The organism is Microvirgula curvata, assembly GCF_054781615.1.
In genome coordinates this window covers 1-11,821 of sequence record NZ_BAAGUB010000001.1, presented here as the reverse complement: position 1 = coordinate 11,821, position 11,821 = coordinate 1, and the positions used below count along the sequence as shown (strand labels likewise).

Sequence of the window (11,821 nt, the reverse complement as noted above, 5' to 3'; positions counted from 1 at the left end):
ACCAGCGACAAGCCGGCCGATGCCGAGCTGAACCCGCCGCAGGGCGCCGCCTGCGCACTCGACGGCATGGTGCTGGCCGACTACCCGGGCCCGAAAGGCCAGATCCGCTTCAGCGACGGCCAGATCGACTATTTCTGCGACACCATCGAGCTGATGTCGCTGCTGATCGAGCCGGAACAGGTCAAGCCGATCAAGGGCGCCTTCGTGCAGGACATGGCACATGCCAACTGGCAGAAGCCGGTCGGCTACTGGGTCGACGCGCGCAAGGCATTCTATGTGGCAGGCAGCAAGCGCACCGGCAGCATGGGACCGACCTTCGGCACCTTTGCGCTGCGCGCCGACGCCGAACGCTTCGCCGGCCAGTATGGCGGCAAGGTTTACGCCTTCAACGAAGTCACGCCGGAGATGATCAAGCTCGACGGCGGCGTACTCAAAGACCAGGGGATGTGACGCCATGTCCAACCCGGATTTCTTTCGCGATCTGCAGCCGGAAGTGGCGGCAGAGGTCGAAGCGCTGGCGCGGCTGCAGTATGAGCTGCGCGAAGCCGGCAAGGCGGCACTGGCCGCGGCTGACGCGGCATCGGCCGATGCGCTGATTCACGACATCGCGGCAGGCCGGCGGGCGGAGGACGAGGACACCGTCGCCATCCGTGCCTCGGTGCTGCAGGCCGAAAGCGAGCGGGTACGGGCCGTGCTGGCCGCCCGCCTGCGCGGCACGATGCTGGAAGACGACAGCCCGCATGCCTGCCTGGTCGAACTGGTCGAACAGCGGCATGCCGACCGCTATCCGGGCGGCGCACTGCGCCGGCTGGATGCCGTCGAGCTGCTCGATGTGGATGGCGTCGGGATGTGGCTGCGCATGGCGTCACCGGCATGCTGGGAAGCCGCCTGGCTGGCGCCTGACAATCGCGACTGGCGGCTGTCGCGGCTGTCCGCCACCTCGCCGGTGCTGTACCGGGCCCCGGACCGCCTGCCACGCCCGATCGACCTGCCACTGACCGATGTGCCGGTGCTGCTGGGCTGGCTGCTCGACACGCTGGCCGCAGGACCGGATTTGACCTTCCCCCCTGCAGGTATGCCAAGCATAAGTTAGCATGAAGGCCAATTGACCTCTTCCCGAAAAATCGTAGCGGTAAGAAGTAAAGATTTCTGGCAAATTTGAGCCCATCGGGGCAAGAGATTTGTCATGAAAAAATCGAAGTTCACGGAAGAGCAGATTGCCTTCGCGCTGCGCCAGGCAGAGTCGGGCACCACGGTCGCAGAGGTCTGCCGCAAGATGGGCATCTCCGAGGCCACCTTCTACAACTGGAAGAAGAAATACGGAGGCTTGGGCGTCAGCGAGCTGCGTCGCTTGAAGCCGCTGGAAGACGAGAACGCCCGGCTCAAGCGCATGGTGGCCGACCTGAGCCTGGACAAGCAGATGCTGCAGGAAGTCATCCAGAAAAAGCTGTGAAGCCGGCTCGCAAACGCGAGCTGGCCAACTTCCTGATCGACGCGTACCGCGTCAGCATTCGCCGCGCCACCGCTGTCGTTCAACTGCGGCAAGCGACTTGTTTTTATCGCCCTCACCCTCGTGACGATCGTGCGGAACGGCAGCGAATCCGCGAGATTGCCGCTACGCGCATTCGCTACGGCGCGCGCCGCATCCATGTCCTGCTGCGGCGCGAGGGCTGGCTGATCAATCACAAGAAGACCTACCGGATCTACTGCGAGGAAGGTCTGAACCTGCGGCGCAAACGCCCCAGACGACGCGTGGCCGCTGCGCATCGTCAGGCTCGGCCGGCCCTCTCTAAAGTGAATGCGTGCTGGAGCATGGATTTCGTCGCCGATCAGCTGTTCAACAGCCAAAAGATCCGGGCGTTAACTGTAGTGGATAATTTTAGCCGGGAACGCCTGGCGATCACGGTGGATTTCGCCCAGAAAGCCGCAGACGTAGTGGCGACGATGCAGCATGTGCAAGCCTTGCGCGGGACGCCACAACGGATTCAGGTCGACAACGGCAGTGAATTCATTTCGGTGGCGCTGGATCAATGGGCGTACGAACAAGGCGTCACGCTGGACTTCTCGCGGCCCGGGAAACCCACGGATAATGCCTTCATCGAGTCGTTCAACGGCAGTCTGCGGGATGAGTGCCTGAACGTGCATTGGTTTCTGTCGCTGGCTGACGCGCGTGACAAGATCGAGCGTTGGCGGCAGGATTACAACGAATTCAGGCCGCACAGTTCGCTGGGCGACCGGACCCCCAGCGAGTTCCGGCTAGCCCATCTTGAAGCCGGAAATCTCCAGCTTAGACCGCTCGGTTAGTCGGGTGGAGGTCACAGATCAACTACTGCAACAATGCGTAGTATCTGTTCCTTATCTATGGTGCCTTGACCACAAGGGCTGTTGATACCATTTCACGCTGGCCCCCGCTGTCGATGGTCAGCGTCAGGGGCAGACGGTCGCCGACCGCCAGTGGCGTACGCAGGCCGATCAGCATCAGGTGGATGCCGTCATGGCGCATCTGCAGCGGGCGGGCCGGCTGCAGGGCGACGGCTCCCCGCCGGCGCATGCCGAAGCGACCCTGTGCGTCGACGAAGCTTTCATGGATTTCGATCCGGCTGACGCGCGGGCTGCTGGCGGCGACCAGTCGTGCCGTCGCGCTGCTGTTCAGGGTGACGAAACCGGCACTGCCGTACTGGCCGGCGCGGGTGCGCCATGCCCAGCCGTCACGGGCGGTGACCGTGGCGGAATCGGCCAGCGCCGGCATACACAATAACGTCAGGGCGATGGCCAGGCAGGACAGGATGCGCTGCATGCGGGATACCTTCTGAATGAAATGGGCAGATGAAAAAAGGAGGTCCCTGCTCAGGGCCTCCTGTCAAACCGGCCATGCTTCGCCGTGCCGCTGGCACCATCGAAGCCGCTACGCGGAGCCTCTGACCGGACACCCCGCGGCCGTGCTGTGGCCGGAAAGCAGGCGCGCCTCGACGCGCCCACCGTGAACGGAGCTCCTCAACGCCGTTCGACGATCATGCGACTGCGCATCTCCAGGTGCAGCGCGTGGCAGAAGTGGGTGCAATAGCACCAGAACACGCCGGGCTTGTCGGCCTTGAAGGTGACCGACTTGGTTTCCTGCGGATTGACGACGAAGTTGATGTCGTACATCGGAATGCCGAAACCGTGGGTCAGATCCTCGACCTTGTCGTGGTTGGTCAGGAAGATGGTGACTTCGTCGCCCTGCTTGACCTTGAATTCGCGCATCGAGTACGCCGGTGCCTGGCTGGCCAGGTAGATGGTGACCTTGTTGCCGTTGCGTTCGATGCGCTGGCTCTTCGGGTCCTTCACCGCATTCGGGAAGTCATCCATGTTGTAGACCTGGCGGGTCTTGATCACGTCGCGGCGGATGCCGATGGCGTCATGCGGCTCCGAGTAGGCCGGGTGGTCGGCCACCAGCACCATCTTGTCGCCGCTGATGTCGATCAGCTGCTCGGTTTCTGCATGCAGCGGCCCCACCGGCAGGAAACGGTCCTTGGAGAACTTGTTGCCGGAGTTGAAGAACTTGCCGTCGGCTTCCTTGGTTTCGCCCATCGTGGTCCAGCCGTGGCCCGGCTGGTAATGAACGTCGATGCGGTCGACCACCGGCTGGGCGGTCTTGTCGCCCTTGAACTGCTTGATGGCCGCGTCGATGTTCCATTTGACGATCTGGCTGTCGAGGAACAGCGTGGTGTACGCGTTGCCACGGCCGTCAAAGGCGGTGTGCAGCGGGCCGAGGCCGATTTCCGGCTCGGCGACCACGCAGTCGCGCTGGGTCTTGAGTTCGCCGTCGAACCACTTGTGCACCAGCGCCAGCTCGATCAGCGACGCGGTCGGCGACAGCTTGCCCGAGCAGGCGAAGTACTTGCCGTCCGGGCTGGCGTTGACGCCGTGCGGGTTCTTCGGCACCGGCACGTAGCAGGTCAGCGCGGTTTTCGGGTCGGCGTTCTTGGCGGCGCGGCCATCGACCACCGGCACCTTGGAGGTCCCGATGGTGGTGAACTTGCCTGCCTTGACCGCTTCTTCGATGCGGGCAATGTTGAAGAACACGCAGGCATCGCGCTCGGCCGACATCATGTCTTCATAGTGGATGCCGTTTTCGGTGTTGTACTGGTTCGATGCCGCCAGCTTGCCGTCATAGCTGGTCGCGACCAGGTCCATGTTGCCGTCGACGTGAACCTGCCAGCGCACTTCCATGGTCTCGGCATCGAGGCAGGAGAACAGGCAGCCGTACTTTTCCGGCGCATCCACATCCGCACCATTGTTCGGCAGCGGGATATGGAATTCGGCACCGGCGAACACGCGGGTGGTGTAGTTGATGGCTGGATCGACCGGGTCGCGCTTGTCAGTAAATAATCCGTGCTGTCCCTGAATATTTGGGATATCAGTGATTTTGTCGCACTCAAAGGTATCACCGCGGATGCGCGCCACGCGGGCATTCAGCTTGTCGTTGACCCAGAAAAATTTGCCGTCGTAGGTGCCATCCTTGTACGAGCCGTGAATATGGTGGGTGTCACCGGTCTTGAATTTCAGCTGACCATCGGGACGGGTACCGAGAATAGCTTTGGATTCGTTGGTGATGCCCCAGCCATTCATGCAGTCGATGTTGAACACTGGGATGCGCTTGAATTCGCGGCCAGATGGTATACCAAAAATGCGGCATTCACCGGAGTGGCCCCCGGAACTGATGATGTAGTAGTCATCGAGCTGGCCGGGAGCGACTTCGGCTCTGCCATGGGCACCGGCTGCGGTGCCAGCGGTGGCCGGCTTTGCGGCGTCTTCGCCTTCCGGCTTTTTGCAGGAGGCAAGGCCCACGCTCAGCCCCGCGCCGGCGAGACCGGCCAAAGCAGATTTACCCAGGAAGGAACGGCGACTCAGGTCTTGGGGTAGGAGTTCTTGGTCGGTCATAATAAAAAGGGCCCGTTAGGATGTGGATAAGAGTGGCAACTGTGTCAAACTGTCGCAGTTATTCTGTTCCTGCATGTCATCCGCATCGTTGACAATCGTCAAATGAAAGTTCATAACAAGCACTTAGTCTGAGAAGGATCACTGCGTAGAGTTTGCAGGATGTCGTTTTTTACTCTTTTCCAGGATTGTTAGATGTCTCCCACCCGCTCTCTTGCCTTGTTGTCCTTGGTTGCCGCGCTGAGCGCCTGTGGTGGCCAGCAGGAAAAAGCCCCTGCCGCAGCCGAAGCCCCTGCCGCGCCGGCTCCCGCACCGGTCGCTGAAGCGCCGGCAGCAGCCCCGGCTGCCAGCACCGAAGTCGCTGCCGGCGAAACGGTGTTCAAGAAAACCTGTGCCATGTGTCACCAGACCGGCGCTGCCGGCGCACCGAAGCTGGGCGACAAGGCAGACTGGGGCCCGCGTCTGGCGCAGGGAAAGGACACGCTGTACAAGCACGCGCTGGAAGGCTTCAACGGCAACAAGGGCGCGATGCCGGCCAAGGGCGGCAATCCGTCGCTGTCCGACGATGACGTCAAGGCCGCTGTCGACTTCATGGCCGGCAAGAGCGCCTGACGCGCATGCCGGTGGGCACCGACGTTCACTGCAGCGTCGGTGTACGCCCGGCTGACAGAAACTGCCGTGAACACGGCAGTCTACCTGATTGAATCCTGCCGCTTTCCGTTCTTCGCGGGTGGGGTTTTCGGACAAGCTGACGGGGCCGTGAGACCCCGTTTTTCATGCCTGCTCAGTTGTCGTGCAGGCTGTCGAAGGCATCAGTGACCTTCCCCTGCCCAGTATCCCAGTCATAAATTAGCAATCAGGACTGGTTGGGGGTGATTCTTCTCCCGGTATTCGACCGGGGCCAGGTAGCCCAGCGCACTATGTGGCCGAGCGGCGTTGTAATCTGGGCACCAGGCTTCGATCTTCCGTCTGGCATCATGCAGGCTCCGAAATATATGTCTGGTTCAGACACTCTTCCCGAAACCGGCCATTGAAGCTTTCGATATGTGCATTATCTACCGGCCTTCCTGGCCGAATGAATTGCAATTGAACTCCTCTTCGGCAGGCCCATTCATCAAGCGCCTTACTGGTGAATTCTGGCTCATTATCGACTTGCATCAACCCGGGACGGCGACCTTGTTCCCAGAGACGATCCAGAGCCCTGGCAATGCGTGCCCCTGACCCTGACAGGGAGTGGTCCACCTCTATCCAGAGTGATTCACGGCTCCAGATGTCAATGACCGTCAGCGTCCGGATCCGTCGGCCGTTTCACAGCGTGTCGGCAACAAAGTCCATCGGCCACCGCTGATCCTGCCCGGTTGGCTGCGGCAGAACCACTCGTAAATGACTCGGCCGTTTCCGCCTTCGTCGTAGCCGCAGCGAGAGTCCAGCTTCACAGTAAACCCGCTCCACTCGCTTGTGGTTCACCATCCATCCTTCCCGTCTCAGCATGACGTGCAAGCGAGGCGAACCAAAACGCCGCCGCTGTTCTGCCAGTTCACAGAGACGCTGCCGCAATACGGCATCACGATCCGGGGTCGGCTCCCGGCGGAAGGTTTTGCGCGTGACCCTAACCAACCCGCAGGCCCGCCGCTCAGAGATCCCGTGCCGGGCTATCAGCTGCCTGGCTGCGTTGCACCGAGCTGCAGGCCGAATCAGTTTTTTCCGAGGACTTCCTTCAGTATTTCGATGTTGAGTGCCTGATTGGCGACCAGACGTTTCAATCGGGCGTTCTCTTCCTCCAGCTGTTTCAGTCGTTTGGCTTCCGACACCTCCATACCGCCAAACTTGTTGCGCCAGTTGTAGAGGGTGGCATCAGAAATACCATGCTTGCGGAACAGCTCCGTGACCGGAAGACCGGCCTCCGCTTCCTTCAGGACGGCGATGACTTGCACTCCAGTGAATCGCGACTTCCGCATGAGAGGCTCCTTTGGACTTCATGCTAACTTGTGCTTGGTATACCTGCAGGGGGGAAGGCCAAGCAGACCTTTATCTTTCCTAGACTCTTAGTAAAAAGTATAATTTCCATAGAATGGAATAATACCTGTGCATGTAAGTCAACAAGCCAAGAAATGAAAATATTCAGGCTGACGAAGCCAGAATGTTTATGAAAAAGTATGTATGTACAGGGTGAGACAATTCCAGGTCGGCGACATGATCAATGCGGGGGGCGTGGTCGGCACGGTGCGCGATATCGGCCTGTTCGCCACCACCATCGACACGCTGGACAATCTGCATACCATCGTCGGCAACAACAAGCTGTTTTCGGACAATATCGTCAACCTGAGCGCCAACCCGTACCGGCGTGTCGACCTGAAGATGCAGCTGGCCAATGGCGTCGATATCGTCGCCGTGGCCGCTGCCCTGCGCAACCGGCTGTCGACGCTGCCCGGCGTGCAGCCCGACCCGGCGCCCTCGGTCGAACTGCTGGAGTTCAACCTGGCCGGCCCGGTGCTGGCGGTACGGCCGTTCTGTCACAACGACGTGTACTGGGATGTGTATTTCGCCACCAATCAGGCGATCAGCGACGTGGCACGCGACAACCAGCTGCCGCCGGCCGAACAGCCGGTGCTGGTCCGGCAGCGGTAACGGTCATGTACGGAGCTGGCCGGTGGCGAGACGGATGAAGATCAGGTTTTGACTCCCCCCGGCCAGCGGGCTAGGCTTGCCCCCCCTATGCCCTACAGGCCGCCATCCGGCGGGCAAACGCTGTGCTCTACGATGTTGTTTTTCTTTGTGTCATGGCGTTTGCCGCCGGGCTGATCGATTCCGCAGTGGGCGGTGGCGGGCTGATCCAGGTACCGGCGCTGTTCAATACCCTGCCGCGGGTCGATGCGGCCACGCTGCTCGGCACCAACAAGTTCTCCTCCATCTTCGGTACCGGCAGTGCGGCCCGCAGCTTCATGACCCGGGTCCGGCTGCCATGGTCGCTGGTGCTGCCGGCGGCCGGCTGTGCGTTCGTGTTCGCCTTCGTCGGTGCCGCCGCCGTCAGCCTGGTGCCGAAAGCGGTCATGAAGCCGGCCGTGCTGGTCATGCTGATCGGCATGGCGGCCTACACGCTGTGGAAAAAAGACTTCGGCAAGCTGCATGCGCCGGCCGTCATCGGCACGCGCGAGCGCTGGATCGCCGTGCTGATCGGCTGTGCCATCGGTTTCTACGACGGCATTTTCGGCCCCGGTACCGGCAGCTTCCTGATCTTCCTGTTCATCCGCTTCTTTGCGTTCGACTTCCTGCACGCATCGGCGGCGGCCAAGTTCGTCAACCTGGCGACCAATCTGGCGGCGCTGAGCTTCTTCATCCCGGCCGGGCATATCCTGTTCGGCTTTGCGGTGCCGATGGCGGTGTCCAATGTGGCCGGCAGCCTGGTCGGCACGCATCTGGCAATACGGGGCGGCGCCGGATTCATACGTGTCCTATTCTTGATTCTGCTCAGTATCCTGATCGGGAAGTTTGCCTACGATTTGTTCGTCCCTATCGGCTGAGTGACGTCAGATCCGAATCCACCCCGGTCCGGCATGTCGACCGGGGTTTGTCGTTTGTGCCTGCGCGGCGCGGCGACCTGCCACCGTCCCGGCAATTGCTGCGCTGCAAAAAAACAGTGGCGAGTGTGTGCCATTGCCATGAAAATGCTTTTCAAATTACAAGATATGCGTTTGAATGCGGATGATCATTTTCAAACGAGTGTTTGAAATATTCAACAGATTGCACTGCAACGCCGCGCCGGGTGCGTGTGCGGGGCGGTTTACCGGTTTCATTCCAACCATCCAAACGAGGTAACCATGCAAATCGTCATTCCCGCCGAATGCGCGGGTGAGACGCGGGTCGCCGCTACGCCGGAAACGGTGAAGAAGCTCGTGCAGGCCGGCCATGCCGTCGCCGTGCAGAGCGGAGCGGGCGTCGCGTCAGCCGTGCCGGATGCGGTGTTCAGCGAGGCCGGGGCGGAAATCGTCGCCGACCGCGCGACACTGCTCGGCCGCGGCGACATCGTGCTGACCGTGCGCGAGCCGCAGGCTGCGGACATCGCCGCGCTGAAAGCCGGTGCCATCCTCATTGGCCAGCTGAAGCCGTACCAGAACACGCTGCTGCCGCAACTGGCGGCGCAGCAGGTCAGCGCTTTCGCCATGGAACTGCTGCCGCGGACCACGCGTGCGCAGTCGATGGACGTCCTGTCCAGCCAGAACAACCTCGGCGGCTATCGCGCCGTGCTGCTGGCCACCCAGTACTACCCGCGCATGATGCCGATGATGATGACCGCCGCCGGTACCGTAAAACCGGCTCGGGTGCTGATTCTCGGCGTCGGCGTCGCCGGCCTGCAGGCCATCGCGACCGCCAAGCGCCTGGGTGCCGTGGTCGAAGCCTTCGACGTGCGGCCGTCCACCAAGGAACAGGTCGAATCGCTCGGTGCCAAGTTCGTCGAAGTGCCGATGACCGACGAGGAAAAGGCCGCCAGCGATGGCGTCTACGCCAGGGAAATGAGCGACGACTACAAGCGCCGCCAGGGTGAACTGGTCGACAAGCACGCGCGTGCCGCCGACATCATCATCACCACCGCGCTGATTCCGGGCAAACCGGCACCGAAGCTGCTGTCGGCGGCCACCATTGCCGGCATGAAGGCCGGCAGCGTGATCATCGACATGGCGGCCGAGGCCGGCGGCAACGGCGAGGGCACCCGTCCGGGCGAGGTCTGCCAGACCGGCAACGGCGTATACCTGGTCGGCACGACCAACCTGCCGGGCCTGGTCGCCGCCGATGCCTCGGCGCTGTACGCGAAGAACCTGCTGACCTTCCTGAACCTGATGTTCGGCAAGGACGGCGCATTCCAACTCAATCTCGAAGACGACCTGCTCGCTGCCACACTGGTGACCCACCAGGGCCAGGTCCGCTTCGGTCAGTCATAAGGAGAGACATCATGGTCGATCCGTTCGTGACCAGTGTCACCATCTTCGTACTGGCGATCTTCGTCGGCTACCACGTGGTGTGGAACGTCACTCCCGCATTGCACACCCCGCTGATGGCCGTCACCAACGCCATCTCGTCGATCATCATCGTTGGCGCCATGCTGCAGGTGGTCGAGATCAACGGCAGCGAAATCACGCTGACGTCGGTTCTCGGCACCCTGGCCATGCTGCTGGCGTCGATCAACATCTTCGGCGGCTTCATGGTGACCCAGCGCATGCTGGAAATGTTCAAGAAGAAGAAATAAGAGGACGCGATGGAAAATATCACCGCAATCCTTTATCTGATTGCCGCCATTTGCTTCATCCTGGCACTCAAGGGGCTCTCTTCGCCGAAAGCGGCGCAGCGGGGCAATTTCTACGGCATCGCCGGCATGGCGATCGCGTTCATCACCACCCTGGCCCTGGCTGACAAGCCGATCTGGGGGCTGATGGGCGGCGCGGTCATCATCGGTGGCCTGATCGGCGGCACCCTGGCCAAGCGCGTGCAGATGACGCAAATGCCGGAACTGGTCGCCGCCATGCACTCGCTGGTCGGCCTGGCCGCCGTGCTGATCTCCGTCGCGGCGATCTTCCACGAAGGCGCCAACCATACCGGCGTGCAGCGCATCGAGCTGTTCATTGGCGCGTTTATCGGTGCGATCACCTTTACCGCATCGGTCATTGCCTACGGCAAGCTGTCGGGCAAGTTCGGCAGCAAGGCCGTGTCGTTCAACGGTCAGCATCTGCTGAACCTGGTGCTGGCGATTGCCATGATCGGCTTCGGCATTGCCTACTACCTGACCGAGGCGCACGCCGCCTTCCTGGCCATGCTGGCCGTGGCGCTGGTGCTGGGCGTGACCCTGATCATCCCGATCGGCGGCGCGGACATGCCGGTCGTGGTGTCGATGCTGAACTCGTACTCGGGCTGGGCGGCAGCCGGTATCGGCTTCACCCTCAACAACCCGGTGCTGATCATTGCCGGTTCGCTGGTGGGCTCGTCCGGTGCCATCCTGTCGTACATCATGTGCAAGGCGATGAACCGCTCGATCTTCAACGTGCTGCTGGGCGGCTTCGGTTCCGGCCCGGCGGCGGCGGGTGCAGCCAGTTCGGGTCCGAAGAACTACAAATCGGGCAGCCCGGATGACGCGGCCTTCCTGATGACCAATGCCGACAGCGTGATCATCGTCCCGGGCTACGGCCTGGCCGTGGCCCGTGCCCAGCATGCACTGCAGGAGTTCGCCAAGCTGCTGACCGAGAAGGGGGTCAAGGTACGTTACGCGATCCACCCGGTCGCAGGGCGGATGCCGGGGCACATGAACGTGCTGCTGGCCGAGGCCGACGTGCCGTACGAGCAGGTGCAGGAGATGGAGGAGATCAACACCGACTTCGCCACCACCGACGTCGTGCTGGTGATCGGCGCCAACGACGTGGTCAACCCGGCCGCCCAGAAAGACCCGGCCAGCCCGATCTACGGCATGCCGATCCTGGAAGCCTACAAGGCGCGCACCGTGCTGGTGGTCAAGCGCTCGATGGCGGCAGGCTACGCCGGTCTGGACAACGATCTGTTCTACATGGATCGGACCATGATGGTGTTCGGCGACGCGAAAAAAGTGGTCGAAGACCTGCTCAAGGCAGCAGATCAGTAACTTTTCGACCCTGTACCCAGAAACCGCCGGGCTCGCCCGGCGGTTTTTTCATGGAGGGGAAGAATCGAGATAATTGTGCAAAACACTGAAAAACAAACCGATTTTTCGTTTTTTGAGAAAATTATCAGATTTTCTTTGCCGAAAGCGTTGACGGACCGGCACGGCAGACGTATAGTTCGCTTCCTCGCTGCACGACGCAGCGCCGAACGAAGCAGCAAGTCGCTGATTCAGTTCGGAAAAACGCTCTTTAACAAAACAGACAACCGATAAGTGTAGGCG

At 61.4% G+C, this 11,821-nt stretch carries 12 protein-coding genes and 1 pseudogene; 9 read left to right on the top strand and 4 right to left on the bottom strand.

From position 1 onward, the window contains the following. The 3 genes from ACYVG8_RS00065 to ACYVG8_RS00055 all read left to right on the top strand — a co-directional run. A partial coding sequence (locus ACYVG8_RS00065) for a nitrous oxide reductase accessory protein NosL (protein WP_460744869.1) occupies window positions 1-450 on the top strand: 450 nt, incomplete at its 5' end. Between the two features lie 4 nt (window positions 451-454). Further along, the gene (locus tag ACYVG8_RS00060) at window positions 455-1,093 is read left to right on the top strand and encodes a hypothetical protein (protein ID WP_331638856.1); all 639 of its coding nucleotides are present in this window, start codon (window positions 455-457) and stop codon (window positions 1,091-1,093) included. 93 nt (window positions 1,094-1,186) lie between these two features. After that, a protein-coding gene (locus ACYVG8_RS00055; protein WP_107889044.1) for an IS3 family transposase occupies window positions 1,187-2,304 on the top strand; the annotation gives its coding sequence in 2 pieces (ribosomal slippage) (window positions 1,187-1,448 and window positions 1,448-2,304; 1,119 coding nt in all). A 55-nt stretch (window positions 2,305-2,359) separates the two neighbouring features. Here the strand turns inward: ACYVG8_RS00055 and ACYVG8_RS00050 are convergent. Both ACYVG8_RS00050 and nosZ read right to left on the bottom strand, forming a co-directional pair. Next, window positions 2,360-2,797, bottom strand: a complete 438-nt coding sequence (locus ACYVG8_RS00050) for a copper chaperone PCu(A)C (RefSeq protein WP_107889045.1) — start codon at window positions 2,795-2,797, stop codon at window positions 2,360-2,362. Window positions 2,798-2,994: 197 nt separating this feature from the next. Continuing rightward, entirely contained in the window at window positions 2,995-4,923 is a 1,929-nt protein-coding gene (gene nosZ, locus ACYVG8_RS00045; RefSeq protein ID WP_107889046.1) for a TAT-dependent nitrous-oxide reductase, read from the bottom strand. A gap of 192 nt (window positions 4,924-5,115) precedes the next feature. On the opposite strand from nosZ, the gene ACYVG8_RS00040 reads away from it, so the two are divergent. Beyond that, window positions 5,116-5,532, top strand: coding sequence for a c-type cytochrome (locus tag ACYVG8_RS00040; RefSeq protein ID WP_107889047.1), 417 nt, complete (start codon window positions 5,116-5,118; stop codon window positions 5,530-5,532). Window positions 5,533-5,762: 230 nt separating this feature from the next. On the opposite strand, the pseudogene ACYVG8_RS00035 reads toward ACYVG8_RS00040, so the two are convergent. Continuing rightward, a pseudogene (locus ACYVG8_RS00035) lies at window positions 5,763-6,878 on the bottom strand (IS3 family transposase). A gap of 202 nt (window positions 6,879-7,080) precedes the next feature. Here ACYVG8_RS00035 and ACYVG8_RS00030 point away from each other — a divergent pair. From ACYVG8_RS00030 to ACYVG8_RS00010, 5 genes are all read left to right on the top strand, one after another. Then, complete coding sequence (locus ACYVG8_RS00030; protein ID WP_107889048.1) at window positions 7,081-7,548, top strand: mechanosensitive ion channel family protein; 468 nt, start codon at window positions 7,081-7,083, stop codon at window positions 7,546-7,548. 152 nt (window positions 7,549-7,700) lie between these two features. After that, on the top strand, window positions 7,701-8,441 hold the full coding sequence (locus ACYVG8_RS00025) for a sulfite exporter TauE/SafE family protein (protein WP_036386852.1): 741 nt from the start codon (window positions 7,701-7,703) through the stop codon (window positions 8,439-8,441). Window positions 8,442-8,738: 297 nt separating this feature from the next. Continuing rightward, a complete protein-coding gene (locus ACYVG8_RS00020; protein ID WP_460744868.1) occupies window positions 8,739-9,857 on the top strand; it encodes a Re/Si-specific NAD(P)(+) transhydrogenase subunit alpha in 1,119 nt (372 codons plus the stop codon). 11 nt (window positions 9,858-9,868) lie between these two features. Further along, window positions 9,869-10,162 carry a proton-translocating transhydrogenase family protein gene (locus ACYVG8_RS00015; RefSeq protein WP_028500346.1) on the top strand — a complete coding sequence of 98 codons (294 nt, stop codon included), beginning with the start codon at window positions 9,869-9,871 and terminating at the stop codon, window positions 10,160-10,162. A gap of 9 nt (window positions 10,163-10,171) precedes the next feature. Next, window positions 10,172-11,542 carry an NAD(P)(+) transhydrogenase (Re/Si-specific) subunit beta gene (locus ACYVG8_RS00010; RefSeq protein WP_107889049.1) on the top strand — a complete coding sequence of 457 codons (1,371 nt, stop codon included), beginning with the start codon at window positions 10,172-10,174 and terminating at the stop codon, window positions 11,540-11,542. 48 nt (window positions 11,543-11,590) lie between these two features. On the opposite strand, the gene ACYVG8_RS00005 is transcribed toward ACYVG8_RS00010, so the two are convergent. After that, a partial coding sequence (locus tag ACYVG8_RS00005; protein WP_460744867.1) for a hypothetical protein occupies window positions 11,591-11,821 on the bottom strand: 231 nt, incomplete at its 5' end.